Origin of the sequence: Streptosporangium longisporum (assembly GCF_039534895.1) — a bacterium.
Lineage (GTDB): Bacteria > Actinomycetota > Actinomycetes > Streptosporangiales > Streptosporangiaceae > Streptosporangium > Streptosporangium longisporum.
Genome location: NZ_BAAAWD010000019.1, coordinates 115,638 through 141,556, shown reverse-complemented (window position 1 = coordinate 141,556; position 25,919 = coordinate 115,638). Strand labels below are relative to the sequence as shown.

Below are 25,919 nucleotides of genomic sequence, written 5' to 3'. Positions count from 1 at the left end.
ACGGAGGTGGGATCAGGGGGATTCGCCTGCGCGGTGGCGTGCCGTCCTGGCCCGCCTCACGACCCACCGGCCTGATCGGCCGGCCGCCCGGTGCCGATGCCCGTCCCTGTTTCCGGCCCGGGGTCCGCCCCCGGTTCCGGCCTGGGTCCGTCCGGTACGACGACGAGGCTGACGATGCGACGGGTGCGGCCGTCGCCCTCGGCGTGGCCGGCCCGTGCGAGGACCGCGCGCTCGATCTCCTCGACCATCACGGCGAACTCGTCCTCGGTCAGGCATACCGCCGCCTGCCGGTAGACCACGCCGTCCGAGACGGGATCGGCGTCCTCGTGGGCGAGGTAGCGGCCGAAGTCCGCCATCAACGACGCCGCGAAGGTGGTGAACGCCCGCTGGTGGTCCTCCCTCGTCATCGCCGCCCGCGCCGCGGGGTCGACCGCCCCCTGTTCGGGGCGTACGCGGTAGCTGCGCTCCACCGTGCCGCGCACCCGTCTCTCGTCCGCCACCTCCAGCACGCCCGCGTCGGTCAGCACGGCGATGTGCCGGTACATCGTCGCCGGCGCGATGTCGGGGAGGCGGTCACGCAGCTGCGCGGTGGTCATCGGGTCGGTGTCGAACAGCGTTTGCAGGATGCGCATCCGGACGGGGTGCAGGAGAAGGTCCGTGGTTGACATGGACCTATGTTCTCATATGAGATAATGTTCTCAAACTTGATAACAGTGAGAGGCGGGACATGCGCGACGTCGACATGACGGTTACCGCGGACGACGGACTGTCCCTGGCCGGCACGCTGACCCTGCCCGCGGGCCCCGGCCCGCACCCGGCCGTCCTGCTGCTGCACGGATCCGGGCGGCTGGACCGCGACGCCAACACCGGCCGGCTCCGCATGGAGCTCGGACCGCCGCTGGCAGCCGCGCTCGCCAAGGACGGGATCGCCACACTGCGCTACGACCGGCGCGGCGTCGGAGCCGGCTCCGGCGACTGGCGCGCGACCGGATTCACCGACAACCGGCGCGACGCCGCCGCCGCACTACGGGCCCTGGCCGGGCGGCCCGGCATCCGGCCGGACGCCATCGGCCTGCGGAACCTGGTCGCGACCATCGGCGGACCCGTGCCGTTCCTCATCGGCATGCTGATCGCCGGCCCGTTGTCCGAGGAGCCCGGCTGGCGTGGCACGGCGTACCCGCGTCTGCGCGCGTCGTTGAGCCGCCTTCGGGCCGGCCTGCTGCTGGGTGTCGTCTGGGCGGTGTGGCATCTGCCGCTGTTCTTCGTCCCCGGGACCGTCCAGGCCGGATTCGGGCTGTTCAGCTGGAGCGGGCTGCTGTTCACGATCAGCGTCGTCCCGATGGCGCTGCTGACCGGCTACGCCTACGAGCGTGCCGGGGTCGCGGCGTCGATCGCGGTCCACTTCGGCGTCAACGCGACGATGGCGCTGCTGAGCGTCACCTCGCCCCTGACGATGGCGTCCGTCGTGGCGGTGCAGATCGTCGTCGCGATCGCGCTGCTCGCCTCACGGCGTGGCCGCGACGACGACCCGCCGGTCGACGCGGACCCTCGGCCGCACCGGGCCGGCCGGCGGGCAGGCGGATCCCTCTGATCTCGACTCCGTACAGGCCCTAGCTGGCCTGGCTGACCGTCGACATGTTGAAGTCGGGCACCCGGATCGCGGGCATGATCGCGCGGTTGAAGTAGTCGCCCCACTCGCGCGGCAGGGTCTGCTCCGAGGCGCCGACCTCGGTCAGGCGGCGCAGCAGGTCCACCGGGCTCTCGTTGAAGCGGAAGTTGTTCACCTCGCCCACCACCTCGCCCTTCTCCACCAGGTAGACGCCGTCCCGGGTCAGCCCGGTCAGCAGCAGCGACTGCGGGTCGACCTCGCGGATGTACCACAGGCAGGTCAGCAGCAGGCCGCGCTCGGTGGAGGCGATCATGTCCTCCAGCGACCGGCCCCCCTCGGGCCCCCGCATGATCAGGTTGTCGACCGCCGGGGTCGTCGGAAGGCCGGTCAGCTCGGCCGTGTGCCGGGTCTGCAGCAGGCCGGCCAGCCTGCCGTCGGAGATCCAGTCGGTGGGCGCCAGCGGCATCCCGTTGTCGAACACCGAGGTCTGCCGGCCGGAGGCGTGCGCCACCACGAACGGCGGGCACTCCACCCCGGCCGCCCCCGGGTCGGAGTACAGCCGGAGCGGCAGCGAGGAGAGCGTGTCGCCGACGCGGGTGCCGCCGCCCGGCCGGGAGAAGACCGTGCGTCCCTCCAGGGCGTCGCGGGCCCCGGCCGTCCAGTACAGGTAGATCATCAGGTCCGCCACGGCCGACGGCGGCAGCAGCGTCTCGTACCGGCCCGCGGGCAGGTCCACCCGGTTCTCCGCCCACGCCAGGCGCCGGGCCAGCTCGGCGTCCAGGGCCATGACGTCGACGTCGGCGAAGTCGCGGGTGGACACCCCGGTCCAGGCCGAACGCCGCATGTCGGGGGACTTGGCGTTGAGCTCCAGGCGGCCGGTGGGCTGGGCGTGCCGGAGCCGGGCGCCGGCCGAGGTGCCCACGAAGGTCGTGGTGACCTCGTGCTCGGCGAACCCGTACAGCCTGCGCCCGCCCGCCTCGGCCGCGGCGAAGGCCTCTCCCAGGGCCGGGGCGAAGGCGCCGAAGACCCCGATCGAGGTCGGCTCGGCCGGATCGTCCCAGCCGTCGGAGCGGGTGCCCTCCAGCAGCGGCCGGGCGTCCTCGGACGGCCGCGCGTCCTCGGCGGCGTGGTCGGCGGCGGCCACCACGTCGTCGAGCCCGTCCGCCCGCACCGCCGACCGCGACACCACGCCCACGCCCCGGCCCACGATGGAGATCACGGTCAGCTGGGACGAGCGCGACACGCCGTTGGTGGTGAGGGTGTTGCCCGCGAAGCGCAGGTTGGCGCTCGCCCCCTCCTCCACGATCACGACGGTGTCGTCGGCCGTGGAGAGCTCCAGTGCCTTCTCGATCATCTCCTGGGGGCTCATCCCGATCCTCTCCCGCCGCTCACTCTCTCCGGTCCGCCCCTCATGGGTGTTCAACTGCCACTCTCCTGGACGGTGTTGAGGACGCGCACGCCGCGGAAGAGCGCCGACGGGCAGCCGTGGCTGACCGGTGCGACCTGCCCCGGCTGGCCCTTGCCGCAGTTGAACGCCCCGCCCAGCACGTACGTCTGCGGCCCGCCGAGCGCCGCCAGCGACCTCCAGAAGTCGGTCGTGGTGGCCTGGTAGGCGACGTCGCGCAGCTGGCCCGCGAGACGGCCGTTCTCGATCAGGTAGAACCGCTCCCCGGTGAACTGGAAGTTGTACCGCTGCATGTCGATGGACCAGCTGCGGTCGCCCACCACGTAGATGCCCCGGTCGACGCCGGAGATCAGCTCCTCGGTGGAGGGGCCGTCCGGCGCCGGGCGGAGCGAGACGTTGGCCATCCGCTGGATCGGGGTGTGGCCCGGGGAGTCGGCGAAGGCGCAGCCGTTGGAGGCGCCCAGGCCCTTCAGCAGCGCCATCCGCCGGTCGAGCTGGTAGCCGACCAGGACGCCGTCGGAGACGATGTCGAACTCCCGGGTGGCGACGCCCTCGTCGTCGTAGCCGATGGTGGACAGGCCGTGCTCGACGGTGCGGTCACCGGTCACGTTCATCGCCTCGGAGCCGTACACCAGCTCGCCGAGCCGGTCGAAGGTGGCGAAGCTCGTCCCGGCGTACGCCGCCTCGTACCCCAGGGCGCGGTCCAGCTCGGTGGCGTGCCCCACCGACTCGTGGATGGTCAGCCACAGGTTCGACGGGTCGATCACCAGGTCGTACGGGCCCGCCTCGACCGAGGGGGCGAGCAGCTTCTCGGCGAGCAGCTCCGGGATGCGGGCCAGCTCGGCGGGGAAGTCCCAGCCGGTGCCGGTGAGGTACTCGTACCCCCGGCCGACCGGAGGGGCGAGCGTCCGCGCCGAGTCGAAGCGGCCGTCCAGCACCCGCATCGCCTGGACGCGGGGATGGACGCGCACCCGCTGCTGGGTGGTGACCGTCCCGGCCGTGTCGGCGTAGAACTTCTGCTCCTTGACCTGCATCAGCGACGCCTGCGTGTGGTCCACGCCCGGGTCGCGCAGCAGGTCGCCCGACCAGTCGGCCAGCAGCGCCGCCTTGTCGCGCAGCGGCACCTCGAACGGGTCGAGCTCGTAGGAGGAGACCCAGGTGACGTCGGCGTGCACCGGCTCGGGGGCCAGCTCGACCGGCTCGCGGTTGATCGCCGCGCTGACGACCGCCACCTCCACCGCCTGCCCGGCGACCGCGGCGGCGGCCTCGGCGGTGAGCTCGATGCCCGCGGCGAAACCCCACGTGCCGTCCTTGACGACCCGCACGGCGTACCCGAGGGTGTCGGCGTCGATGGCCCCCTCCAGCGAGGTGTCGGACAGGCGCACCGTCTGGCCGCGGATCCGCTCCAGCCGGAAGTCGGCGTGCTCGGCGCCCAGGTCACGGGCGCGCTGCAGGGCCGCGTCCGCCAGCCGCCGCAGCGGGAGGGCGAGGAAGTCGGCATCGATCTGGCGCATGCCGACGATCCTAGCGCCGTGATCTTGTCCCTCTCGGACAACAGAGTTACCGCTCGGTAGCCGATACCTTCGGACCATGGCTCGCTCTGTTCTCGTAACCGGCGGCAATCGCGGCATCGGCCTCGCGATCGCCCGCGAACTCGCCCAGGCAGGCGACGACGTCGCCGTGACCTACCGATCCGGACAGCCCCCCGAGGGACTGTTCGGCGTGCGCTGCGACGTGACCAGCACGGCGGACGTGGACGCCGCGTTCGCGAAGGTCGAGGCCGAGTACGGCCCGGTCGAGGTGCTCGTGGCCAACGCGGGCATCACCCGGGACACGCTGCTGCCGATGATGAAGGAGGAGGCCTTCACCGACGTCATCGACGCCAACCTCACCGGCGCCTACCGGGTCGCCAAGCGCGCCACCCGGGGCATGCTCCGGCTCAAGCGGGGACGCATCGTGCTGATCTCCTCGGTGGTGGCGATGCTCGGCTCGGCCGGGCAGAGCAACTACGCCGCCTCCAAGGCGGGCATGATCGGTTTTGCCCGGTCGGCGGCCAGGGAGCTCGGCTCGCGCAACATCACCGTCAACGTGGTCGCCCCCGGTTTCGTGGAGACCGACATGACGGCCGAGCTGGACGAGGTGTACCAGGAGCAGATCAGGAAGAACATCCCGCTGGGCCGTTACGCCAGCGCGGAGGAGATCGCACGCGTGGTCAGGTTCCTGGCCGGCGAGGACGCCGCCTACATCACGGGGGCCGTCATCCCCGTCGACGGCGGCCTGGGAATGGGACACTGACATGGGAATCCTCGACGGCAAGCGACTCCTGATCACCGGCGTGCTCACCGACGCCTCCATCGCCTTCACGGTGGCCAAGCTGGCCCAGGAGGAGGGCGCGCAGATCGTGCTCACCGGCTTCGGCCGGCTCAGCCTGGTCGAGCGCATCGCCAAGCGGCTGCCCGAGCCGCCCCCGGTGCTGGAGCTCGACGTCACCAGCGAGGAGCACCTCGGCTCGCTGGCCGACCGGGTCGGCGAGCACCTGGGCGGGCTGGACGGGGTGGTGCACGCCATCGGCTTCGCCCCGCAGAGCGCCCTGGGCGGCAACTTCCTGAACACCTCGTGGGAGGACGTGGCGACCGCCCTCCAGGTCTCCACGTACTCGTTCAAGTCGCTCGCGACGGCCGCGCTCCCGCTCATGAAGGAGGGCGGCGCGATCGTCGGCCTGGACTTCGACGCGACCAAGGCGTGGCCGGTCTACGACTGGATGGGCGTGGCCAAGGCCGGGCTGGAGTCCTGCTCGCGCTACCTGGCCCGCGACCTCGGCAAGCACGGCATCAGGGTCAACCTGGTGGCGGCCGGGCCGATCCGGACGATGGCGGCCAAGAGCATCCCCGGCTTCGTCGAGTTCGAGGACAGCTGGCCCGCCAAGGCCCCGCTCGGCTGGGACGTCAACGACCCCGGCCCGGCGGCCAAGGCGTGCGTCGCCCTGCTGTCCGACTGGTTCCCCGCGACGACCGGTGAGATCGTCCACGTCGACGGCGGGGTGCACGCCATCGGGGCGTGACGTCCCCGGTCCCCGGGATCTCCTCGGCGCCTTCAGCGCCTTTCGGTGCCTTTCGGTGCCCCTTGCGTGCCGTTCTCGCGTCCCGGCCGTGCCTCGCCGCCCGGCCGGGACGACCGCGTCCCCGAGCTCAGGCCACCCGGTGGTGGTGTCCCGGCGGGACCGGCTCGAACGGTATCGACTCCTTGATCTTCCGCCTGCTGTACAGCAGGCGGACCGCGAGGATGGCCCCGGCGAGCACCACCGTGGTGAGCACGGTGCCCGCGGTGTCGGACGACCTGGTCGGCGTCACCGGCCGCTCGTTCTTCATCTGCCGCTGCAGCTCCTGCATCAGCGGGGCCGGCCAGAGCAGTTCCACCCGGGGGGCCTCGGCGTCGATCACGGGCGACGGGCGGGGAGACGGTCTGCGGTCCTCGCCGACGGTGAGCGGGTGCGGGTCCGGCGGCCGTGACGGCGTGTGCCAGGTCACCGCGGGCAGCGGGGTCCTGCGGGTGGGCGCGGGGCTCGGGCTCCGGGAGGGCTTCGGGGTCCGCGACGGGCTCGGGGACGCCTTCGGCGAGGCCGTCTCCTCCGGGAGGGCGTCGGCCGACGCGGCGCATCCGGGGGAGGCCGACGCGGGCCGGCAGGGGGCGTCCAGGGTCTTGGACGCGTCCTGTGACGTCCTGGCGGTCTGGTCCTGGCCGGAAGGGTCCTGCGGCCTCTCGGGGGCGGGGGCCTTCGTGGGCGTGACGTCGGGTTCGCGCGTCGGCTGCTCGGCCGGTGGCTCCTCCTCGGCGGGTGGCTCCTCCTCCACCGGGGGGACCTCCTCGCCGCCGTTGCGCTTCTCCTTGTGCTCCTTCTCCTTCTCACGACCCCGGGCGCGGTCGTCGTCGGAGGGCGACGAGGGCGGCGGCGTGGCGAACGAGAACGGGGAGGACAGCAGCGGGGCCGGTGGTACGCCCCCGACGCTGCCGACGCTGCCGCCGATTATGTCCGTGACCCCGTTCACCGCCCGGCAGAGACCGCCGGTCACGGCGCCCAGCAGCCCTTCGTGGTCACAGCCGTCCGCCCGCGTGTCCGTGCCGCCCTGCGGGTCCGTGTCGTCCCGCGGACCCGCGCCGTCGTGCGCGCCCGTGTCGTCCCGTGCGGTCACGTCGTCGTACACGCCCGCGTGCTCCTGAACGGTCGTGTCGTCGCGTGCGCCCGCGTGGTCGGCGGCCGCGTCGTGCGCGCTCGCGCCGTCCCGTGCGGTGTGCGCGGGGGTGAGGGACACGGGCGTGACGTTCGAGGGCATGACGGCGGTCCGCGCGGCGCTCACGGGCGCGATGGCGGCCGCCGGGATCCCGCTCCCCAGCGCCAGCGCCAAGATGCCCGCGGACATCGCAGCTCGCACTCGTCTCCTTCCCCCGGCCCCGGCGACGGCCGTGGCACCTCGCCGCTGTCCGGACCCCCTGCCCGTCTGTCAGACAGTTTTGTAGGGGGGCTCGCTTTTTCCACGGAAAGTCGTCCTTCGGTATCGACTAGTGATACGTGAGACGAATTCTCGTTCGGTCTTTTCCGTTCGCTTCTCCAGGAGCGGCCCTCCCGTCGGGGCCGCCCGTTCCGCCCCGGCGCCGTGGCCGCCCGCCCGGCCCGTGTCACGGCCCGCCCGGCCCGCTGTCACGGATCGTCACGGCCCGTTGCGTGCCCGTGCGGCCCGCGGACGGTCCCTCCACGTTCCCTGCGCGGCGCGTGGCGCGCCTCAGTCGGCCGAGACGTCGTCGAGCGCCTCCCTTATCTCCACCGGCAGCGTCAGCTCCTCGGCCTGAAGCACCCCGGACAGCTGGGCGTGGGTACGTGCCCCGACGATGGCGGAGGTCACCCCCGGCTGGTCGCGTACCCACGACAGGGCCACCGACAGCGGGGAGACGCCCAGCCCTTCGGCCGCGGTCGTCACCGATTCGACCACCCGGCGGCACCGCTCGTCCAGATAGGGCGTGACGAAGTCGGCGAAGTGCGGGGTCGCGGCCCGCGAGTCCGCGGGGATCCCGGTGCGGTACTTGCCGGTGAGCACCCCTCGCCCGAGCGGGGACCAGGCCAGCACGCCCGCGCCCACGTGCTCGGCCGCGGCGATCAGCTCGCGCTCGGCCTCGCGGGCCAGCAGCGAGTACTCCACCTGGGCCGCGACGATCGGCACCCGGCCGGGGACCGCCCGCTGTCCCACCGCGGCTGCGGCGAGCTGCCAGCCCGCGTAGTCGCAGACCCCGGCGTACGCGGCGCGTCCCGAGGACACGATGGCGTCCACGGCGGCCAGGGTCTCCTCCAGCGGGACGTCGGGGTCGAAGGCGTGCAGCTGCCACAGGTCGACCTCGTTGACGCCCAGGCGGGTCAGGGAGGCGTCGATCGCGGCGATCAGGTGCTTCCTGGAGGCGTCGCGGGGACGGCGGCCGGTCGGGGTGAGCACGGCCTTGGTGGACAGCACCAGCTCCGAGCGCGGCACCGAGTCGCGCAGCAGCCGCCCGAGCAGCCGTTCGGCGTCACCGCCCGTGTAGACGTCCGCGGTGTCGATGAGCGTGCCGCCGGCCTCGGCGAACGTGCGGAGCTGCGCCGCGGCCTCCTCGGCTCCGGTGTCACGCCCCCACGTCATCGTCCCGAGACCCAGGCGGGACACCGACAGGCCGCTCCGGCCCACATAGCGCTGCTCCATGATCCGGCCAGATTACCGCCCGGCCACTTAAAAGTAGTGGAGCGAGGGCTGCAAGACTTGGCCCCGTGACGACCTTGTTGCTGGCCAGACACGGCCTTACCCATCTCACCGGTCCGGTCCTCGCGGGCTGGACCCCCGAGGTCCACCTCAGCGACGCGGGACGGGCCCAGGCGGAGGCGCTCGCCGCGCGACTGGCCGGCCTGGAGCTCGACGCGATCGTCTCCAGCCCGCTGGAACGCTGTCAGGAGACCGCGCAGGCGGTCGCCGGGGGGCGCGAGGTGCTGACCGACGAGCGCTTCGGCGAGTGCCGCTACGGCGACTGGACGGGCCGCCCGATCGCCGAGCTCGTCAAGGACCCGCTGTGGCCGGTCGTCCAGGCCCACCCGAGCGCGGTCACCTTCCCCGGGGGCGAGTCCCTGGCGGCCGTGCAGCACCGCGCCGTGACCGCCGTCAGGGAGTGGAACGAGCGGCTGGGCCCGAAGGCGACCTACCTCGTCTGCAGCCACGGAGACGTGATCAAGGCCATCGTGGCCGACGCCATGGGGCTCCACCTGGACCAGTTCCAGCGGATCACGGCCGATCCGGCCTCGCTCACCGCCATCCGCTACACCCCCCTGCGTCCCTTCGTGCTCAGGCTCAACGACATCGGGGGAGATGTGAGCGGATTGCGGCAAAAGGAGGGTTCGGAGGGCGAGGAGGGGGGAGAAAATTCCACCGGGAGCGATGCCGCAGTCGGCGGCGGATCCGGGACCACGTAAGGTCGGGCTATGCCGGTCTTCGACTACGATCCACCCGAGAGATTCGTGGCCGGTGCCGTGGGGCAACCGGGATCACGAGCCTTCTTCCTGCAGGCTCGGGGCCAGGGCAGGCTGACCACCGTGGCGCTGGAGAAGTTCCAGGTCGCGGCGTTGGCCGACCGTCTCGACGAGCTGCTCGACGAGGTGCTGCGGCGTGGCGAGGGCGACGTCCCGATGCCCGCCGTCCAGGCCGCGCCGGCGGACAACGCCCCCCTGGACGTGCCGATCAGCGAGGACTTCCGCGTGGGCGCCATGGCGCTCGCGTGGGACTCCGAGGCGGCCCAGGTGGTCATCGAGGCCCAGGAGGCGGTCGCCGAGGAGGAGGAGTTCGACCCCTCGGAGACGGACGAGCCCACGGTACTGCGCGTTCACATCAGCCCCGTCGCCGCACGGGCCTTCACCAGGCGGGCCCTGGCGCTCGTCGCCGCCGGGCGCCCCCCCTGCCCGCTCTGTGCCCAGCCTCTCGATCCCGAGGGGCACATCTGCGTGCGGCTCAACGGTTACCGGGGTAATAGCGCTTCATCTGCTGGAGGAGGCGAATGAGTGCTGAGAGCGAGCCGACGCTGAGTGCGGCGCCGGCCACGGGGCTCGACGAGGAGACCGCGACGCGTCTGCTCCGGAACGGAAGGCTGGAGGTGGCGGGCCGCCTGGTCGAGGCGACCAACATGACGCTCTACTGCTCGATACGGCACGCCGGGCTCTCGGCGGCCTGCGTGTACAAACCCGTGCGGGGCGAGCGCCCCCTGTGGGACTTCCCCGACGGCACCCTGGCCGCTCGCGAGGTCGCCGCCTACGAGGTGTCCGCGGCCATCGGCTGGCGGATCGTGCCGCCCACCGTCTACCGCGACGGTCCCTTCGGTCCCGGCATGTGCCAGCTGTGGGTCGACACCGACCCCGAGATCGACCTGATGGTGCTGATCCGCAGCCGCCATCCCTCGCTGCGGCGGATGGCGGTCTTCGACGCGGTCGTCAACAACGCCGACCGCAAGGGCGGCCACCTGCTGCCGCTCGCCGACGGCCACATCTACGGGGTCGACCACGGGGTCTCCTTCTCCGCCGAGGACAAGCTGCGCACCGTGCTGTGGCAGTGGCGCGGCAAGCCGCTGTCGCGTGAGGCCATGAACGTCCTGACCCGCCTCGAACGCGACCTGGAGGAGGGCCGCCTGGGGAACCGCCTGCGCGAGCTCCTCACCTCCCACGAGGTCGAGGCCACCTGGGCCCGGGTCCGCAGGCTCCTCGACACCGGCCTGCACCCGATGCCCTCCAAGGACTGGCCCGCCATCCCGTGGCCGCCGATCTGAGCCCCGCATCCCCCGCACCACCGCGCGACCCTCACCACCCCGCGGCACCCACCGTCCCCGCGACCGGCCCGCCGGGACGACCCCACCGGGAGAGCCGTGCCCGGACGACCGCGTCCGGACGACCGCGCCTGGACGACCATGCCTGGACGACCGCGTCCGGACGACCGTGCCGTGACGGCGGGACGGCCCCGCCGTACGGACCCCCGCTGTCCGCACCCCCGCCCCGAAGGCGTGCCCGCCGAAGGCGTGCCCGCCGAGGGCGTAACCTCCCGGCATGTGCACGGTTGTCGTCAGCATCGATCCGAGCGCCGAGATCCCCCTGATCGTGGTCGGGGTGCGCGATGAGTTCACCGACCGTCCATGGGTCCCCCCGGGCGAGCACTGGCCGCGCGAACGTCCCGGCCTGATCGGCGGGCGTGACCTGCGGGGCGGCGGTACCTGGCTGGCGGTCGATCCCGGGAGCAGGAGGGCCGGGGCCGTCCTCAACGGGCGCGGCGTGCCCGCCCCGGACGCGACCCGCCGATCGCGGGGCGACCTGCCACTGCTCGCGGCGGCCGGGGAGGACCTGCCCGAGAGCGGCCTGGACGGCTACGACCCCTTCCACCTGCTCCGGGCCGACCTCGACGGGGCCCGGCTGTGGCACTGGGACGGGGTCGCGCTGGGGCGGGAGGACCTCCCCCCGGGAACCCACATGATCGTCAACAGCGGCTGGGAACGGGGCGAGGAGGACGAGCGCGTCGCCTTCTTCCGGCCGTTGTTCGCCGCCGCGGAGCGCCCGTCCGGGCTGGACGGCCCCTGGGAGAGGTGGCGGGAGCTCGCCACCGGCGCGGGAGTGCCCTCCGGCGACCCCCGCACCATGATCGTCAATCGTGATCTGCCCGAGGGCCGGGTCTTCGGGTCGGTGTCGGTCACCCTGCTGGGACTGGCGCCCGGGGGTGTCCGCTACGAGTTCACCGCCGACCCCCGGGACCCGGCCGCCTTCGGCGCGATCCTGCCGGAATGATCCGGTGAGTCCCCGGGGTTGAGGTGAATGTCCTTGTTCACCACCCCGGGGTGACCGGGATGGTCGGTTCGCTGGATAGGCTCCCTTTTTGACGTCCTCCCATGGCCGGCGCCGGGACCACCGGCCTCCCGCGGGCCGGATCCCCGCCGGCACCGGGCGGTCCGCTCCGCTTCCCCTCCCGGGGTTAGAATCCGGGGTCCCCACGCTGGAGGTATGTGATGAGATCGTGGTCGGCGCCGACGGTTCCCGGGCTTCCCGGTGCCGGTGTCCCGCTGCGGCTGTTCGACACGGCCGCGCGCGAGGTCGTCACCACGCGGCCGGGTGCCACGGCACGGATGTACGTCTGCGGCATCACGCCCTACGACGCCACCCACATAGGGCACGCGAACACCTATCTCGCCTTCGACCTGGTCAACCGGGCCTGGCTGGACGCCGGGCACCAGGTGCACTTCACCCAGAACGCCACCGACGTCGACGACCCCCTGCTGGAGCGCGCGGAGCGGACCGGCGTGGACTGGCGTGAGCTGGCCGAACGTGAGATCGAGCTGTTCCGGACCGACATGGAGGCGCTGCGCGTCCTCCCGCCGCGCGACTACGTGGCCGTGACCGAGGTGATCGGCCAGGTGGCGGACCTGGTCGAGGTGCTGCGCGACAAGGGCGCCACCTACGAGCTCGACGGGGACGTCTACTTCGACGTGTCCGCGGCCCCCAAGTTCGGCGCCGTCTCGGGCTACTCCGAGGAGCGGATGCTGGCCCTGTTCGGCGAGCGCGGGGGAGACCCCGGCAGGCAGGGCAAGAAGCACCCCCTGGACTGGCTGCTCTGGCGCGCGGAGCGCCCGGGGGAGCCGTCCTGGCCCTCGGTGTTCGGGCCGGGCAGGCCGGGCTGGCACATCGAGTGCACCGCGATCGCCCTGGCGAACCTCTCCGGCGGCTTCGACGTCGCCGGAGGCGGCTCCGACCTGATCTTCCCGCACCACGAGTGCGGGGCCCACGAGGGCCATGTGGCGTCCGGCGAGTGGCCCTTCGCCAAGGCGTACGTGCACGCGGGCATGGTCGCCCTGGATGGCGAGAAGATGTCCAAGTCCAAGGGCAACCTGGTCTTCGTCTCCCGCCTGCGCCGGGAGAGCGACCCGATGGCCATCCGGCTGGCGCTGCTGGCCCACCACTACCGCTCGGACTGGGAGTGGACGGCCGGCCTGCTGACCTCGGCCGAGGCGCGGCTGGAGCGCTGGCGCTCGGCCGCGGCGCTGGCGGCCGGCCCGGACGCCGGTGCCGTGCTGGAGCGGGTACGCGACCGGATGGCCGACGACCTGGACGCCCCCGGCGCGCTGGCGGCCGTCGACGACTGGGCAGAGCGAGCACTGTCCGAGGGCGGGACCGACCCGGGCGCCCCGGCCCTGGTCGCGCGGATCGTGGACACGCTGCTCGGCGTCGCCCTGTGACCCCCGGGGTGTGAGCCCCAGGACCCCGCTCCGCGCTCCGGGGTGTTCTCCGGCGCCCACGTGGACGCCGGAGAGCCCCGATCTCCCCTGAGCACGGGAGATCCGAAGGCCCGGTGGAGAGTCCCGCTTCCCCCTGAGCATCGGAGGATCCGAACGCCCGGTGGAGAGTCCCGCTTTCCCTGGGAACCGGAGGATCCGAACGCCCGGCGGGAGGGGTGCGGCCAAGGGAAAGATGCGGGAAAAGCGATCGAGCCCGCCCCGCTCGCGCGGGACGGGCTCGATCTGAAGCCTTAGGTCAGGCCCCTTAGGTCAGACCGGGTCAGATGACCTGAACCTGGTCGGCCTGCGGGCCCTTCTGGCCCTGCGTGGTGACGAAGCTGACACGCTGGTTCTCCTCCAGGCTGCGGTAGCCGCCGGAGTTGATGGCCGAGTAGTGCACGAAGACATCGGCGGTGCCGTCATCCGGTGCGATGAATCCGAAGCCCTTTTCGGCGTTGAACCACTTAACGGTGCCCTCAGACAAAACTACTTCTCCTCATTGGGAGCCTCACCGAGCCGCCAGGTCGGCGGCGCGGGGCTGCGTTGCGGACCCTACCATGCACCCGCGGAGACCATCCGGAGAAACCTGTAACGTCCGCTGCCGGCGGACTCTCATAAGCACTTGAGATGATAAGGCTAAGCGAGAATTACGACTGCAACCACTCAACTCTATCGCCCCGCATCGGGACGCACAACTCACGGAATCGAGGACAGGAACCGCTCCCGCTCCTCGGCGGGGAGGCGGTCGACGAACAGGGTGCCGTCGAGGTGGTCGGCCTCGTGCTGCAGCACCCGGGCGAGCATGCCCAGCGCCCGGACCGTGACCGGTTTGCCGAACATGTCGCGGCCACGCGCGGTGACCATGTAGGAGCGTTCCAGTGGCCACCAGCGGCCGGGCGCCGACAGGCACGCCTCGTCGGCCACGATCCTGCGCTCGGACAGCTCCAGGCGGGGGTTGACCAGGTGGCCGGCCTTGCCGTCCAGGTCGTAGACGACCACCCGCAGCGGGACGCCGATCTGCGGCGCGGCCAGACCGGCGCGGCCGGCCCCCGCCCGCATCGTCGCCTGGAGCGACTTGACCAGGACGCGCAGCTCCCGGTCGAAGTCGGTCACCGCCTCGGCGACCGTTCGCAGCACAGGATCGGTGAAGGGTCGGATCGGCTGGACGGCCACGCACACTCCCCGCAGAGGTCGAATCGGCATCGAGGACGGTTCCCGTTGCCGCCGTGGCTCAACCGTCACCCTCCGGGACCCTGTGTTTCGGTCATGTTGCCGGAGTGCGGCGTGTGCATTGCATATTTCCGCGGTTAGTCACATGTAACCGGCGCACCATCACACATAGTGAATGTGCGTAACCGCCTCCTCGTAGTTTTTCGGACCGAAGCCCCGAAAACCCGCAGGAGGAATGATGGCGAAGCCCTGGATCAGTGACTGGCGGCCCGACGACCCGGACTTCTGGCAAGGTCAGGGCAAGAGGGTGGCCCGGCGGAACCTGATCTTCTCCATCTTCGCCGAGCACCTGGGGTTCACGCTGTGGACCGTGTGGAGCATCGTGACCGTGAAGATGAGCTCCTACGACTTCTCCACCGACCAGCTCTTCTGGATCGTCTCGCTGCCCAACCTGGTCGGCTCGGCCCTGCGCATCCCCTACACCTTCGCCCCCGCCAAATTCGGCGGCCGGAACTTCACCGTGGTCAGCGCTCTGCTGCTGCTGATACCCGCGGTGCTGCTGGCGTTCGCGGTCGGTGACCCGAACACCCCGTACTGGGTGTTCCTGGTGATCGCGGCCACCGCGGGCCTGGGCGGCGGCAACTTCGCCTCCAGCATGGCCAACATCACCCACTTCTACCCCCAGGGCAGGCAGGGGACGGCGCTCGGCCTCAACGCGGCGGGCGGCAACATCGGGGTCAGCTCCGTGCAGCTCGTCATGCCCCTGGTGATCGGCGCGTTCGGGCTGGCCGCGGCCGGATTGTTCTGGATCCCGTTCATCCTGGCCGCCGCGCTCGGCGCCTACTTCTTCATGGACAACCTGACCTCCGCCAAGGCCAGCCCCGCCGACCAGCTCAAGGTCGCCGGACGGGCCCAGACCTGGATCATGTCGCTGCTGTACATCGGCACGTTCGGCTCGTTCATCGGCTACGCCACGGCGTTCCCGCTGCTCATCAAGACCCAGTTCCCCGAGCAGGCCTCCCTGGTCGCCCTGGCCTTCCTCGGCCCGCTGGTCGGCTCCCTGATCCGCCCGGCCGGAGGCTGGCTGTCGGACCGGCTCGGCGGAGCCCGGGTGACGCTGGTCAACTTCGGCGCCATGGCCGGCGCGGCGGCGCTGGTCTGGCAGGGCCTGGCCCAGCACGCCTTCCCGCTCTTCTTCGGCGCCTACATGCTCCTGGTCGCCACCACCGGCATCGGCAACGGCTCCACCTACCGGATGATCCCGGCGATCTTCCGGGCCAAGGCCGTGGCGGGCCTCGCCCCGGGCACGGCGGCCTACGAGGCCGCGCTCGCGGTCGGCAGGCGGGACTCCTCCGCCGCGGTCGGGATCATCTCCGCGATCGGCGCGTTCGGCGGGTTCTTCATCAACCGCGGGTTCGGCAGCTCCATCGCCGCGACCGGGGGAGCGGGTGCCGCGCTGGGCTCGTTCGCCGCCTTCTACGTGCTGTGCGCGATCCTCACCTGGGCCTGCTACCTGCGTACCGCGGGTTCCGTGCCCAGCCTGGCGGCGGCCCGCGTGTGACCGGCGGCGCGCCGGGCCTCCCGGGCCTCGCGGGCACCCCGGGCCTCCCGGGCCTCGCGGGCACCCCGGGCGAGCCGGGCATCCCCGGCGCGTCCGGGAGGCCCGGCGCGCGGCGCGTCCTCACATCCGGCGCGGGCCCGGCCGACGGACCACTCACACCCGCCTCATCGCGCATGTGAACGCGGTTAGCGGCTTGTAGCACATCGGTAACAGGGGGGACCTCGCGGTGAAACCGCCTGAAAGCACCATCGGATCCATGCCGGTCTCACTTCCCGCCCCGCCGCCTGTGAAGGCCGGGACGGCGACCCACTGCCCGTACTGCGCTCTGCAGTGCGGCATGAACGTCGCGACGGGTGAGACGATCACCATCACCCCGCGCCAGGACATTCCCGCCAACGCGGGAGGACTGTGTCAGAAGGGCTGGACCGCCGGTGAGCTCCTCACCGGTGACCGGCTCACCACCCCCCTGCTGCACGGTGAGGAGGTCGGCTGGGACGAGGCGCTGGACTTCGTCGCCGACCGGATCCGCGCCGTCCAGGCCGCCTGCGGCCCCGACGGGGTGGCCGTGTTCGGCGGCGGCGGGCTGACCAACGAGAAGGCCTACCAGCTCGGCAAGTTCGCCCGGGTGGTGCTGCGGACCAGCCAGATCGACTACAACGGCCGGTTCTGCATGTCCTCGGCCGCCGCGGCCACCGGCCGCGCCTTCGGCATGGACCGCGGCCTGCCGTTCCCGATCACCGACCTGGCCCGCGCCGACGCGGTGCTGCTGGCGGGCGGGAACGTGGCCGAGACCATGCCGCCCTTCGTCCGGCACCTGGCCGCGATGCGCGAGGCGGGCGGGCGGCTGATCGTCATCGACCCGCGGGTCACCGCGACCGCCCGCCAGGCCGACCTGCACCTGCAGCCCACCCCCGGCACCGACCTGGCGCTGGCGCTGGGCCTGCTGCACATCGTCATCGCCCAGGGCGACGTCGACGAGGCGTACGTGGCAGCCCGTACCGGCGGCTTCGAGGCGGTCCGCACCTCGGTCGCGGCCTGGTGGCCCGAGCGGGTGGAGCGGATCACCGGCGTGCCGGTCGCCCGGATGCGCGCCGCGGTGGCGATCCTGGCCGCCGCGGACCGGGCCGCGATCCTCACCGGCCGCGGAGCCGAGCAGCACGCCAAGGGCACCGACACGGTCAGCGCGTTCGTCAACCTCGCCCTGGCCCTCGGCCTGCCCGGCCGCCAGGGATCGGGGTACGGCTGCATCACCGGCCAGGGCAACGGCCAGGGAGGCCGCGAGCACGGCCAGAAGGCCGACCAGCTCCCCGGCTACCGGAAGATCGACGACCCGGCCGCCCGCGCGCACGTCGCCGCGGTCTGGGGCGTCGACCCCGGCGACCTGCCCGGCCCGGGCCGTTCGGCCTACGAGCTGCTGGACGCGCTCGGCACCCCCACCGGCCCCCGGGCGCTGCTGCTGTTCGGCTCCAACCCGCTGGTCTCGGCGCCGCACGCCGGGCGGGTGGCCGAGCGTCTCGGCGCGCTGGACCTGCTGGTGGTCTCGGACATGGTCCTGTCGGAGACGGCCGCCACGGCCGACGTGGTCCTGCCCACCACCCAGTGGGCCGAGGAGAGCGGCACCATGACCAACCTGGAGGGACGGGTGCTGCTGCGCCGCCGGGCGATCGACCCGCCGGCGGGGGGTGCGCAGCGACCTGGAGATCCTGCGCGGCCTGGCCGCGCGGCTGCGCGGCACGGACGGCTTCTCCGCCGACCCCCGCGAGGTCTTCGACGAGCTGCGCCGCGCCTCGGCCGGCGGGATCGCCGACTACGCGGGCATCACCTACGAGCGGATCGCGGCCGAGACCGGCGTGTTCTGGCCGTGCCCGGCCGAGGACCACCCCGGCACCCCGCGGCCGTTCCTGGACCGCTTCCCCACCCCCGACGGGCGCGCCCGCTTCCTGCCGGTCGAGCACCGCCCGCCCGACGAGGACGTCGACGCCGAGTACCCGCTCTACCTCACGACCGGGCGGGTGCTGGCCCACTACCAGAGCGGCGCGCAGACCCGGCGGATCGCCTCTCTCAACGCGGCTGCACCGGAGGGTTTCGTGGAACTGCACCCCGACCTGGCCGAACGGCTGGACGTGACGCACGGCGAGAGGCTGCGGGTGATCGGACGGCGCGGCGAGACCGAGGCCCCGGCCAGGGTCAGCGCGGCCATCCGGCCCGACACCGTGTTCATGCCCTTCCACTGGCCCGGCGTCAACCTGCTCACCAACCCGGCCCTGGACCCGGTGTCGCGGATGCCGGAGTTCAAGGTGTGCGCGGTCAGAGTGGAGCGTGCCCGATGACCCGGATCGTGGTGGTGGGCAACGGCATGGCCGGTGCCCGCCTGGTGAGCGAGATCCGCGCCCGTGACCGGCACGTGGGACTGACCGTGTTCGGCGCCGAGCACGGCCAGCCCTACAACCGGGTGCTGCTGTCGAACGTGGTGGCCGGGACGATGCCCCCCGACCAGGTACGGCTGCTGGACCCGGCCTGGTACGCCGACCACTCGGTGACGGCCGTACCCGGCGTCGAGGTGGTCGCGGTGGACCGGGAGAGCCAGTTCGTGATCACCGCGACCGGCAGGCGCGAACCGTACGACGTGCTGGTCCTGGCGACCGGCAGCGAGGCCGTGGTGCCGCCGATCCCGGGAGCGGAGCGGGCCGTGACGTTCCGGACGATGGACGACTGCCACGCGATCCTGCGGGCGGCCGGATCGGCGCGGCGCGCCGTGGTGGTCGGCGGCGGGCTGCTCGGCATCGAGGCGGCCCGGGGCCTGGCCGGGCGCGGGCTGCCGGTGACGCTGCTGCACCTGGCCGGGCACCTGATGGACCGCCAGCTCGACGCCGAGGCCGGGCTCGTGCTGGGCCAGACCCTGGGCGGGCTGGGCGTGGACATCAGGACCGGCGTCGTCATCGAGGAGATCACCGACGGCGGCGTACGGCTCACCGGGGACGAGACCGTCGAGGCCGACCTGGTGGTGCTGGCCTGCGGCATCCGCCCGGTGACCGCTCTGGCCAGGGACGCGGGCCTGGAGGTGGCGCGCGGGATCGTCGTCGACGACGAGATGCGCACCGACGACCCCTCGATCTTCGCGATCGGCGAGTGCGCCGAGCACCGGGGCAGGGTCTACGGGCTGGTCGCCCCGGCCTGGGAGCAGGCCGCGGTGGTCGCCGACCTCGTCACCGGCACCGACAAGACCGCCCGCTACCGGGGGTCGCGGCTGGTGACCCGGCTCAAGGCCAAGAGCGTGGAGCTGGCCGCGATGGGCGAGACCCACCTGACCGAGGACGACGCCGAGGTGGTGCGGTTCAGCCACCGGGCCACCGGCACCTACCGCAAGCTGGTCATCCGGGACGGCCGCCTGGTCGGCGTGATCCTGCTGGGCGAGACCTCCACCGTGGGCAACCTCACCCAGCTCTTCGACCGGGGAGGTCCGCTGCCCGGCGACCGGGCGGGACTGCTGTTCCCCGGCCTGTCGGGCGGCACGGTCGCCGAGAGCCCGGTCAGGATGCCCGACGCGGCCAGGGTCTGCCAGTGCAACAACGTGACCAAGGGCCAGATCAGGGCCTGCTGGGAGTCCGGAGCCCGGGACGTCGCGGCCGTGGCCGCCGCCACCCGGGCCACCACCGGCTGTGGCGGCTGCCACGACGCGGTGGAGGGCATCGTCGACTGGCTCTGCGAGCAGGAAGGGGTCTCGGCATGACCGGCGGGACGGGCGCGGGGCGGACGGACGAGATCGACGAGAAGGGAAGGACGACCATGTCACGGCTTGTCGTCGTAGGACACGGACCGACATCGCACCGCCTGGTCGAGGCCCTGATCGCCAAGGGTTTCGCGGGCCGCATCACCGTGCTGGGGGAGGAGCCCCGATCGGCGTACGACCGGGTGGCGCTGACCTCGTACCTGACCGGGAAGAGCGTGGAGGACCTCAGCTACCCGGTGCCCGACGGCGTCGTGCTGCGCCTGTCGTCCCGGGTCGTCGAGATCGACCGCCTGGCGCGGGAGGTCGTCACCGCCGACGGCCACCGGGAGCCCTACGACACGCTGGTGCTGGCCACCGGGTCCAGCCCGTTCGTGCCGCCGGTGCCCGGCAGGGAGCTGGAGGGCTGCTTCGTCTACCGCACGATCGACGACCTCGACGCGATCAGGCGGGCCGCCGCGGACGCCACCGGCGGCGTGGTGATCGGCGGCGGGCTGCTCGGCCTGGAGGCCGCCGACGCGCTGCGCGGCCTGGGCATGGACACGCACGTGGTCGAGATGGGCGGCTGGCTCATGCCCCGCCAGGTCGACGAGGGCGGCGGCTCCGTGCTCCGGGGCCACGTGGAGGCCCTCGGCCTGACCGTGCACACCGACGCCGGCGCGAAGGAGATCGTCGCCGGCCCGGACGGGCGGGTCGCCGGGCTCCTCAAGCCCGACGGGGAGACCATCGACGCCCAGATCGTGATCTTCTCGGCGGGGGTCAGGCCCCGCGACGAGCTGGCCAGGCAGTCCGGGCTGGAGGTCGGCGCGCGCGGCGGGATCGCGGTGGACGACGGCATGCGCACCGGCGACCCGGCGATCTACGCGATCGGCGAGTGCGCTCTGCACGACGGCATGGTCTACGGGCTGGTCGGCCCGTGCTTCACGATGGCCGAGGTCGCCGCCGACCGTATCTGCGGCGGCGAGGCGGTCTTCACCCGCGCCGACCTGTCCACCAAGCTCAAGCTGCTCGGCGTGGAGGTCGCCCAGTTCGGCGCCATGGAGGGCGCCCTGGACGTGACGTTCATGGACCCGGTGGGCGGCGTCTACCAGCGGCTCTTCGTCAGCGACGACGCCCGCACGCTGCTCGGCGGGATCTGCGTCGGCGACGCCACCCCGTACAACACCCTCAAGCCGTTCGTCGGCCGCGAGCTGCCGGGATCGCCGAGCGAGCTGCTGTTCACCGGCGGCCCGTCGAACATGGAACTGCCCGACGACGCCCAGGTCTGCTCCTGCAACAACGTCACCAAGGGGCAGGTGTGCTCGGCCATCGCCGACCACGGCCTCACCGACGTGCCCGGCATCAAGGCGTGCACCCGCGCGGGCACCACCTGCGGCAGCTGCGTCCCGATGCTCAAGCAGCTCCTCGTCTCCTCGGGCGTGGAGGTCTCCAAGGCCCTGTGCGAGCACTTCGCGCAGAGCAGGGCCGAGTTGTTCGACATCGTGCGGGTCCGCGGGCTCACCACGTTCTCGCAGATCATCGCCGAGCACGGCACCGGGCGCGGCTGCGACGTGTGCAAGCCCGTCGTCGCCTCGATCCTGGCCTCGCTCGGCAACGGCCACATCCTCGACGGCGAGCAGGCCGCGCTGCAGGACACCAACGACCACTTCCTGGCCAACATCCAGCGCAACGGGACCTACTCGGTGGTGCCGCGCATCCCCGGCGGGGAGATCACCCCCGAGAAGCTGATCGTGATCGGCGAGGTGGCCCGCGACTTCGACCTCTACACCAAGATCACCGGAGGGCAGCGGATCGACCTGTTCGGGGCCCGGGTGGAGCAGCTGCCGCTGATCTGGAAGCGCCTGGTGGACGCGGGTTTCGAGTCCGGCCACGCCTACGGCAAGGCGCTGCGCACGGTCAAGTCGTGCGTGGGCTCCACCTGGTGCCGCTACGGCGTGCAGGACGCGGTCGGCCTGGCGGTGGCGCTGGAGCTGCGCTACCGGGGGCTGCGCTCGCCGCACAAGCTCAAGTCGGCCGTGTCCGGCTGCGCCCGCGAGTGCGCCGAGGCCAGGGGCAAGGACTTCGGCATCATCGCCACCGAGCAGGGCTGGAACCTCTACGTGGGCGGCAACGGCGGCTTCACCCCGCGCCACGCCGACCTGTTCGCCTCCGACCTGGACACCGAGGAGCTGATCCGCGTCATCGACCGGTTCCTGATGTTCTACATCCGCACCGCCGACCGCCTGCAGCGCACCTCGGTGTGGCTGGAGAACCAGGGGCTGGCCTACGTCCAGGAGGTGGTCCTGGAGGACTCCCTGGGGATCTGCGCCGACCTGGACGCCCAGATGGCGCGGCACGTGGCCGGTTACGCCGACGAGTGGCGCGTCACGATCGAGGACCCGGACAAGTTGCGGCGGTTCGTCTCGTTCGTCAACGCCCCCGGGACCCCGGACCCCTCGATCGCCTTCGAGACCGAGCGCGACCAGGTCAAGCCGGTCCTGATCCCGCTGGAGGCGGTCCGCTCCTGAGCCGGGCGCCCGGCCGGCACGACCCCCGGCCCCCGAGACCACCGCGCCGGGCAACCCCCGGGAAACCCGAGAAACCAGAGCACCCCGAGCAGACCGAGCAGAAAGGCCCGCACCGATGACCGCCGTACGCGAAGACCTGGAGACGCTGGAGACGACCGTCTGGACGCCGGTCTGCTCCTACACCGACCTGCTGCCCGAGCGCGGAGCCTGCGCGCTCGTCGGCGGCCACCAGATCGCGGTGTTCCGCACCTTCGACGGAGCCCTGTTCGCGGTCGGCAACCGCGACCCGTTCAGCGGGGCCCACGTGCTGTCCCGCGGCATCGTGGGCACCCGCGCGGGCGAGCCCATCGTCGTCTCACCCATGCACAAGCAGGCGTTCTCCCTGGTGACGGGGGGTTGCCTGGACGAGGCGTCGGTGGCCGTGCCGATCTACCCGATCCGGCTGACCGGCGGGACGGTCGAGGTGAGCGCCGGATGAGCGCGAGAGGGGCTCGCGGCCGTCCGGACATCCACGAAGGAGTGGTGAACGACAGATGAGCATCACCGCCGCCGACGACCAGGCCGGCTCCCCGGAGACCGCGCCCGACGCGCTGGCCGGGTTCACGATCGGGGTCACCGCCACCCGGCGGCGCGAGGAGTTCTGCGCGCTGCTGGAGCGCAGGGGGGCCAGGGTGGTGAGCGCGCCGGCGATCCGGCTGGTGCCCGTGGCCGAGGACGCGGAGCTGCTGGCCGCCACCCGGGCCGGCCTGACCGCACCCATCGACGACGTGGTGATCACGACCGGGGTCGGTTTCCGGGGCTGGATGGCCGCAGCCGAGGGCTGGGGGCTGTCGGGGGAGCTCGCCGAGCACCTGGCCTCCGCCCGGCTGCTGACCCGCGGCCCCAAGGCGCGCGGCGCGGTCCGGGCCGCGGGCCTGACCGACCACTGGACCCCGCCCACCGAGTCGTGCGAGGAGGTCAAGCAGTACCTGCTCGCCCAGGACCTGCGCGGCCGCCGCATCGCCGTGCAGCTGCACGGGGAGCCGCTGACCGGCTTCGTGGCCGCGCTGCGCGAGGCCGGGGCCGAGGTCATCGAGGTGCCGGTCTACCGGTGGCTGCCCTACCGCGACGTGTCGCCGCTGCGCCGCCTGATCAGCCAGGCGATCTCCGGCGGGGTGGACGCGGTGGCCTTCACCAGCGCGCCGGCCGTGCTGGCCATGCTCAACTCCGCCCGCGCGGAGGGGCTGGAGGACGCGCTCATCGCGGCGTTCGCCGGTCCGGTGGTGGCCGCCTGCGTGGGCCCGGTCACCGCGGCGCCCCTGGAGGCGCGCGGGGTGCCCACCGTGCAGCCCGAGCGCTCCCGGCTGGGCACGCTGGCCCGTACGCTCGCCAGGCACCTGCCCCGGCACAGCGTCACCCGGCTGACCGCCGGCGGCCACCGGCTGGAGATCCGCGGCCACGCCGTCGCGGTGGACGGCGAGCTCAAGCCGCTGCCCCCGGCGCCGATGGCGGTCCTCAAGCGCCTGGCCGACAAGCCGGGCCACGTGGTGGCCCGCTCGGACCTGCGGACGGTGCTCCCGGGCGGACCCTCGCGCGACTCGGCCGAGCACGCGGTCGAGATGGCCATCACCCGCCTGCGCCGCGCCCTCGGCCCCTCGGGGATCGTCGAGACGGTCGTCAAGCGCGGCTACCGCCTGGCCTGCGACCGGAACGAGGGCCTGTGACGACGCTGGTCCTGGCCGGGCACGGCACGCGCAGCGCCCGGGGGGAGGAGACCCTGGCCGGACTGTGCGACCTGGTACGCGCCGGGCGTCCCGGGACCCGCGTCGAACAGGCGTTCCTGGAGATCAGCTCGCCCCCGCTGGCCGGTGTGCTCGCGGGCCTGACCGGTCCCGTCGTGGTGGTCCCGCTGCTGCTGGCGGGCGGCTACCACGTGCACATCGATCTTCCCTCGGTGGTGGCCGCGGCCGGTTCGGACGCCGTGGTGGCGCCCCCGCTGGGACCCCACCCGCTGCTGGCCGCCGTCCTGGCCCGCCGGCTGGCCGCCGCCGGCCTGCGGGCGGCGGACTCGGTGATCCTGGGCGCCGCGGGCTCCTCCGACCCCGCGGCCCTGGCCGACGTACGGGCGGCCGCCCGGCTGCTGGCGGCCCGGCTCTCCCGCCCGGTCGTCGCGGCCTTCGCCGCCGCGGGCACCCCCACGGTCGCCGAGGCCCTGGAGCGGCTGCGCTCGGGACCGGCGCCACGGGTCGCGCTGGCCTCCTACCTGCTGGCGCCCGGGTTCTTCCAGGGCCGCCTGGAGGCCGCGGGAGCCGACCTGGTCGCCGCGCCCCTGGGGGTGGACGCCGACCTGGCCACGCTGATCTGGACCCGTTTCGACCAGGCCCGCCGGACGGCGACGGCCACCGGCACCGGCCGGGTGCGGCGCGGCCCGCGGGAGATGTCGGGCCGGGCCTGACCGCCGGAGACGTCACGGCGAGCGTCCCGGGGCACCCTGAGGCATGCCAAGGTGCTGTGAGGCGCCGAGGGACCGATCCCGACCCTGACCCCCGGCCGGCCGGGGGCAGGCCCCGGAGGTCTCAGCCGTCGGAGTCGCGGTCGCGGCGGCGCAGGTAGCGCTCGAACTCGGCCGCGATGGCGTCGCCGCTCGCCTCGGGCAGCTCGGCGGCGTCCTTGCGCTCCTCGAGCTCCTTGACGTACTCGGCGACCTCGCTGTCCTGCGAGGCCAGCTCGTCCACGCCGTGCTCCCAGGCCCGTGACTCCTCGGCCAGCTCGCCCAGCGGCATCGGGATGTCGAGCAGGTCCTCCATCCGGCTGAGCAGCGCCATGGTGGCCTTCGGGTTGGGCGGCTGGGCCACGTAGTGCGGCACCGAGGCCCACAGCGAGACGGCGTGCATCCCGGCGGCGCCCAGGGAGTGCTGGAGCACGCCGACGATGCCGGTCGGGCCCTCGTAGCGGCTCAGCTCCAGGTTGATCGCCCTGGCCAGGCCCTCGTCGGTCGCCGACCCCACGATCGGCACCGGGCGGGTGTGCGGCGAGTCGTTGAGCAGGGCGCCCAGCAGGACGGCCAGTTCGACCCCCAGCTCGCGGCAGACGAACACGATCTCCTCGCAGAACGCCCGCCAGCGCATGTTGGGCTCGATGCCGCGCAGCAGCACCACGTCGCGGTCGACGCCCGGGGGCCTGGCCACCGAGAGCTTGGTGGTGGGCCAGGTGATGGACCGGGTCAGCCCCTCACCCATCTCGACGATCGGGCGGGTCACCTGGAAGTCGTAGTAGTCCTCCGGGTCCAGGGCGACCAGCGGGGTGGCCTTCCACTCGTCCTCCAGGTGCGCGATCACTCCGCTCGAGGCCTCGCCCGCGTCGTTCCACCCCTCGAACGCGGCGATCATCACCGGGTCGACGAGCTCGGGCAGACCTTCGATTTCGATCACGCGCCCCTCCTTTTCGCCTTACCGTCCTATCCGGCTAAGCCTATGCGGTGAGGGGGGCTTCACGTCACCTTCCCGACGTGGTGCGGACGATCAGGACGTGACCGCCGGGAACGGTGTGGCGCGCCGCGCGGTCGTCCCCCGCGAACGGCGGGGCCGCCGGGGGCCGCGTACGGCCGAGGGCGACGATCATGGCGCTCGATGGCGCCGGGTGGGCCCCGGTATTCT

At 72.8% G+C, this 25,919-nt stretch carries 23 protein-coding genes and 1 pseudogene; 15 read left to right on the top strand and 9 right to left on the bottom strand.

The window, feature by feature from the left end:
* Positions 1 to 56 precede the first annotated feature (56 nt).
* Positions 57 to 668, bottom strand: a complete 612-nt coding sequence (locus ABD832_RS32585; protein ID WP_344903158.1) for a helix-turn-helix domain-containing protein — start codon at positions 666 to 668, stop codon at positions 57 to 59.
* Positions 669 to 727: 59 nt separating this feature from the next.
* On the opposite strand from ABD832_RS32585, the gene ABD832_RS32580 reads away from it, so the two are divergent.
* Positions 728 to 1,591, top strand: coding sequence for a CPBP family glutamic-type intramembrane protease (locus tag ABD832_RS32580; RefSeq protein WP_344903155.1), 864 nt, complete (start codon positions 728 to 730; stop codon positions 1,589 to 1,591).
* Positions 1,592 to 1,610: 19 nt separating this feature from the next.
* Here the strand turns inward: ABD832_RS32580 and ABD832_RS32575 are convergent, their stop codons facing one another.
* Positions 1,611 to 2,978 (bottom strand): metallopeptidase TldD-related protein, encoded by a 1,368-nt coding sequence (locus ABD832_RS32575; protein WP_344903152.1) that lies wholly within the window; start codon positions 2,976 to 2,978, stop codon positions 1,611 to 1,613.
* A 50-nt stretch (positions 2,979 to 3,028) separates the two neighbouring features.
* A complete protein-coding gene (locus ABD832_RS32570) occupies positions 3,029 to 4,528 on the bottom strand; it encodes a TldD/PmbA family protein (protein ID WP_344903149.1) in 1,500 nt (499 codons plus the stop codon).
* A 76-nt stretch (positions 4,529 to 4,604) separates the two neighbouring features.
* Between ABD832_RS32570 and ABD832_RS32565 the strand changes: the two genes are divergently transcribed.
* Both ABD832_RS32565 and fabI read left to right on the top strand, forming a co-directional pair.
* A complete protein-coding gene (locus ABD832_RS32565; RefSeq protein ID WP_344903146.1) occupies positions 4,605 to 5,309 on the top strand; it encodes a beta-ketoacyl-ACP reductase in 705 nt (234 codons plus the stop codon).
* A gap of 1 nt (position 5,310) precedes the next feature.
* Positions 5,311 to 6,075 (top strand): enoyl-ACP reductase FabI, encoded by a 765-nt coding sequence (gene fabI, locus ABD832_RS32560; protein ID WP_344903142.1) that lies wholly within the window; start codon positions 5,311 to 5,313, stop codon positions 6,073 to 6,075.
* A gap of 127 nt (positions 6,076 to 6,202) precedes the next feature.
* On the opposite strand, the gene ABD832_RS32555 is transcribed toward fabI, so the two are convergent.
* Both ABD832_RS32555 and ABD832_RS32550 read right to left on the bottom strand, forming a co-directional pair.
* Positions 6,203 to 7,444 carry a hypothetical protein gene (locus ABD832_RS32555; RefSeq protein ID WP_344903139.1) on the bottom strand — a complete coding sequence of 414 codons (1,242 nt, stop codon included), beginning with the start codon at positions 7,442 to 7,444 and terminating at the stop codon, positions 6,203 to 6,205.
* A gap of 348 nt (positions 7,445 to 7,792) precedes the next feature.
* Positions 7,793 to 8,737 (bottom strand): aldo/keto reductase, encoded by a 945-nt coding sequence (locus ABD832_RS32550; protein ID WP_344903136.1) that lies wholly within the window; start codon positions 8,735 to 8,737, stop codon positions 7,793 to 7,795.
* Positions 8,738 to 8,802: 65 nt separating this feature from the next.
* On the opposite strand from ABD832_RS32550, the gene ABD832_RS32545 reads away from it, so the two are divergent.
* The 5 genes from ABD832_RS32545 to mshC all read left to right on the top strand — a co-directional run bounded on the left by ABD832_RS32545 (position 8,803) and on the right by mshC (position 13,280).
* Positions 8,803 to 9,495, top strand: coding sequence for a histidine phosphatase family protein (locus tag ABD832_RS32545; RefSeq protein ID WP_344903132.1), 693 nt, complete (start codon positions 8,803 to 8,805; stop codon positions 9,493 to 9,495).
* Between the two features lie 9 nt (positions 9,496 to 9,504).
* Entirely contained in the window at positions 9,505 to 10,077 is a 573-nt protein-coding gene (locus ABD832_RS32540; RefSeq protein WP_344903129.1) for a DUF3090 domain-containing protein, read from the top strand.
* On the top strand, positions 10,074 to 10,835 hold the full coding sequence (locus ABD832_RS32535) for an SCO1664 family protein (RefSeq protein WP_344903126.1): 762 nt from the start codon (positions 10,074 to 10,076) through the stop codon (positions 10,833 to 10,835). Before ABD832_RS32540 ends, ABD832_RS32535 begins: the two co-directional genes overlap by 4 nt.
* A 274-nt stretch (positions 10,836 to 11,109) precedes the next feature.
* Positions 11,110 to 11,838, top strand: a complete 729-nt coding sequence (locus ABD832_RS32530; RefSeq protein WP_344903122.1) for an NRDE family protein — start codon at positions 11,110 to 11,112, stop codon at positions 11,836 to 11,838.
* Positions 11,839 to 12,056: 218 nt separating this feature from the next.
* Complete coding sequence (mshC, locus tag ABD832_RS32525; RefSeq protein WP_344903120.1) at positions 12,057 to 13,280, top strand: cysteine--1-D-myo-inosityl 2-amino-2-deoxy-alpha-D-glucopyranoside ligase; 1,224 nt, start codon at positions 12,057 to 12,059, stop codon at positions 13,278 to 13,280.
* 319 nt (positions 13,281 to 13,599) lie between these two features.
* Here the strand turns inward: mshC and ABD832_RS32520 are convergent, their stop codons facing one another.
* Positions 13,600 to 13,803 carry a cold-shock protein gene (locus ABD832_RS32520; protein ID WP_344903117.1) on the bottom strand — a complete coding sequence of 68 codons (204 nt, stop codon included), beginning with the start codon at positions 13,801 to 13,803 and terminating at the stop codon, positions 13,600 to 13,602.
* Positions 13,804 to 14,015: 212 nt separating this feature from the next.
* Entirely contained in the window at positions 14,016 to 14,522 is a 507-nt protein-coding gene (def, locus tag ABD832_RS32515; RefSeq protein ID WP_344903114.1) for a peptide deformylase, read from the bottom strand.
* Between the two features lie 205 nt (positions 14,523 to 14,727).
* On the opposite strand from def, the gene ABD832_RS32510 reads away from it, so the two are divergent.
* The 7 genes and pseudogenes from ABD832_RS32510 to ABD832_RS32480 all read left to right on the top strand — a co-directional run bounded on the left by ABD832_RS32510 (position 14,728) and on the right by ABD832_RS32480 (position 24,718).
* Positions 14,728 to 16,050: an MFS transporter gene (locus ABD832_RS32510; protein ID WP_344903111.1), complete on the top strand. Its 1,323-nt coding sequence runs from the start codon at positions 14,728 to 14,730 to the stop codon at positions 16,048 to 16,050.
* A gap of 256 nt (positions 16,051 to 16,306) precedes the next feature.
* Positions 16,307 to 18,380 (top strand): annotated as a pseudogene (locus ABD832_RS32505) (molybdopterin oxidoreductase family protein).
* Positions 18,377 to 19,780, top strand: a complete 1,404-nt coding sequence (locus ABD832_RS32500; protein WP_413224730.1) for an FAD-dependent oxidoreductase — start codon at positions 18,377 to 18,379, stop codon at positions 19,778 to 19,780. Before ABD832_RS32505 ends, ABD832_RS32500 begins: the two are co-directional and overlap by 4 nt.
* A gap of 56 nt (positions 19,781 to 19,836) precedes the next feature.
* Positions 19,837 to 22,284, top strand: coding sequence for a nitrite reductase large subunit NirB (gene nirB, locus ABD832_RS32495; RefSeq protein WP_344903108.1), 2,448 nt, complete (start codon positions 19,837 to 19,839; stop codon positions 22,282 to 22,284).
* Between the two features lie 115 nt (positions 22,285 to 22,399).
* Positions 22,400 to 22,762, top strand: a complete 363-nt coding sequence (gene nirD, locus ABD832_RS32490; RefSeq protein WP_344903105.1) for a nitrite reductase small subunit NirD — start codon at positions 22,400 to 22,402, stop codon at positions 22,760 to 22,762.
* A 55-nt stretch (positions 22,763 to 22,817) separates the two neighbouring features.
* Positions 22,818 to 23,987, top strand: a complete 1,170-nt coding sequence (locus ABD832_RS32485) for a uroporphyrinogen-III synthase (RefSeq protein ID WP_344903102.1) — start codon at positions 22,818 to 22,820, stop codon at positions 23,985 to 23,987.
* Complete coding sequence (locus tag ABD832_RS32480; RefSeq protein ID WP_344903099.1) at positions 23,984 to 24,718, top strand: sirohydrochlorin chelatase; 735 nt, start codon at positions 23,984 to 23,986, stop codon at positions 24,716 to 24,718. The genes ABD832_RS32485 and ABD832_RS32480 overlap by 4 nt, the downstream gene beginning before the upstream one ends.
* A gap of 121 nt (positions 24,719 to 24,839) precedes the next feature.
* Here the strand turns inward: ABD832_RS32480 and ABD832_RS32475 are convergent, their stop codons facing one another.
* Positions 24,840 to 25,694: a PAC2 family protein gene (locus tag ABD832_RS32475; RefSeq protein ID WP_344903097.1), complete on the bottom strand. Its 855-nt coding sequence runs from the start codon at positions 25,692 to 25,694 to the stop codon at positions 24,840 to 24,842.
* A gap of 64 nt (positions 25,695 to 25,758) precedes the next feature.
* Positions 25,759 to 25,884 carry a hypothetical protein gene (locus ABD832_RS32470; protein ID WP_344903094.1) on the bottom strand — a complete coding sequence of 42 codons (126 nt, stop codon included), beginning with the start codon at positions 25,882 to 25,884 and terminating at the stop codon, positions 25,759 to 25,761.
* Between the last annotated feature and the right edge of the window lie 35 nt (positions 25,885 to 25,919).